The sequence below is a fragment of the Streptomyces sp. NRRL S-37 genome (genome assembly GCF_000721605.1).
In the GTDB taxonomy this organism is placed as follows: domain Bacteria; phylum Actinomycetota; class Actinomycetes; order Streptomycetales; family Streptomycetaceae; genus Streptomyces.
This window is the reverse complement of record NZ_JOIZ01000065.1, coordinates 1-2,269: the sequence shown is the minus strand read 5'-3', so window position 1 is coordinate 2,269 and position 2,269 is coordinate 1. Positions and strand designations below refer to the sequence as shown.

1 protein-coding gene and 1 pseudogene are annotated in these 2,269 nt (G+C 69.8%); both read left to right on the top strand.

Annotated elements, in window-relative coordinates; all coding sequences use genetic code 11:
- The first annotated feature begins 62 nt into the window (after nt 1–62).
- Complete coding sequence (locus IH50_RS0136670; protein WP_030872889.1) at nt 63–638, top strand: IS607 family transposase; 576 nt, start codon at nt 63–65, stop codon at nt 636–638.
- Nucleotides 631–2,262: pseudogene (locus tag IH50_RS0136665) on the top strand (IS200/IS605 family accessory protein TnpB-related protein). The gene IH50_RS0136670 and the pseudogene IH50_RS0136665 overlap by 8 nt, the downstream one beginning before the upstream one ends.
- Nucleotides 2,263–2,269 lie beyond the last annotated feature (7 nt).

Genomic DNA, 2,269 nt, shown 5'->3' with positions numbered 1-2,269 from the left:
GTTCGCCTTCAAGGTTGTTTGACTGAGCGTAACTTCGATTGGGTGAGCATCGTTGTGAGGGTGTGAAGCTGACAGAGTGGGCGAGGGCGCAGGGTGTGCATCCGCAGACTGCGTATCGCTGGTTTCGCGAGGGTACTTTGCCGGTACCTGCGCAGCGGGTCGGCCCGCGCGTGATCCTGGTGGACATCGAGGCCGACGCGGCGCCTGAGGTTGTCGGCGGGGTGGGTCTGTACGCCCGTGTCTCTTCCCGGGATCGGAAGACGGATCTGGAACGCCAGGTCGCCCGACTGTCCGCGTGGGCGGCAGGGGCGGGCCACCGTGTCGTCCGGATTGAGGCCGAGACCGGTTCGGGGATGAACGGGGCGCGTTCCAAGGCCCGGCGTCTGCTGGCCGATCCCGAGGTGACCACAGTCGTAGTGGAGCACCGGGACCGGCTTGGCCGGATGAACACAGAACTGGTCGAGGCAGCTTTGGAGGCATCCGGGCGTCGCCTGGCCGTGCTGGATGACCGGGAGGTCGAAGACGACCTGGTCCGGGACATGGTGGAGGTGCTGACCTCCTTCTGCGCCCGCTTGTACGGGCGCAGGTCGGCGAAGAACCGTGCCCGCAAGGCGCTTCAGGCTGCCGGGCATGGTTGAGCTGCGCCCGATCGAGGCGTCGTTCGTCGCGTCCGGTCCCAGTGGTGTGGCCGCCCGGACTCGTCTGAAGGACCTGGCGCCCGGGGATGAGAAGGTGCTGCGTCTGGTGGGGGCGCATCTGGGGTCGCTGGCTTCGAAGGACCTCAAGACGCGCTGCCGGGACGGCCTGGAGCACTCCGCCGACACATGGGCGGTGCGCAAGCGGGAGCTGACTGCGCTCTCGTCGTCGCGGTGGGCGGGCAGCATCACCAAGGCAACGCATGACCAGTGGGCGCTGGCCCGCCGCTGCCGGCTCACGCACATCCAGAACCTGGAAGCAGGCGTGCGCACCATCGAGGACCGGCTGTCCCAGCCGGTCGGCCAGAAGGGGACGAAGAAGGCGCCCGGGGGTTACCGGTCGAAGCGGGAATGGCATGCGAAGTCGCGGCGGTTGCGGGTGCTTGAGGAGCGGCTGGCGTCCGCGCGGGCCGGCCACGAGGCCGGAGTCGTCCATGTCGTGCGCGGCGGCAAACGTCTGGCCCGCACCCGCCACCACCTGGAGACGGCCCAGCTGACCGAGTCTGCGTGGCGCGGGCGTTGGGAGGCGGAGCGCTGGTTCTGCCAGGCAGACGGGGAGTCCGGCAAGCGCTACGGCAACGAGACGATCCGCATCAGCCCCGAGGGGGAGGCGAGTATCAAGCTGCCCGCGCCCCTCGCATATCTGGCGAACGCCCCGCACGGACGCTACGTCCTCGCCTCCCGGATCACGTTCGCGCACCGGGGCACCGAGTGGGCCGACAGGGTCGCGGCCAACCGGGCCGTGGCCTACCGCATCCACCTGGACACCGGCCGGGGCCGCTGGTATCTGACCGCGTCCTGGCAGCTCCCGCCCACCCCGGCCATCCCGATCGAGGCCGCGCTCGCCCATGGGGTGACCGGCGTCGACATGAACGCCGATCACCTCGCTGCCTGGCGCCTGGACATCCACGGCAACCCCACCGGCGCCCCGCGCCGCTTCTCCTACGACCTCACCGGCACCGCCGAACACCGTGACGCCCAGGTCCGCCACGCCCTCACCCGCCTCCTTCACTGGGCCCGCAACTGCGGCGTGAAGGCGATCGCGGTCGAGGACCTGGACTTCGCCGCGGAGAAGACCCGGGAGAAACATGGGCGCAGGAAACACTTCCGGCAGTTGATCTCCGGCATGCCCACCGGCAAGCTCCGCGCCCGGCTGGCGTCGATGGCCGACGCCACGGGTATCGCGGTCATCGCGGTGGACCCGGCCTACACCTCGAAGTGGGGCGCCCAGCACTGGCAGAAGCCCCTCACCGGCACGACTCGTAAGACCACTCGCCATGACGCAGCTGCTGTGGCGATCGGAAGGCGCGCCCAGGGACACCCGATCCGGCGACGGACGGCACCGCCCCCACAGCACCGGAGTGATGCGGTGGGGCATCGGACCGTCCAGGCCGGACCAGGTGTTCCTGGGCGTGAGGGAACCCGCCCCCGCATCCCCGGACCACGGACACGATCCGTCCGGCCCGGACGCGGAGCGAACGCGGGCTACCAGAACGCCCAACACCGTTCGGGGCGTTCGGCCGAGCATGAGACCTGGCGACAGGACTCACTCCCGCTCAGTCTTTAGGAACGGT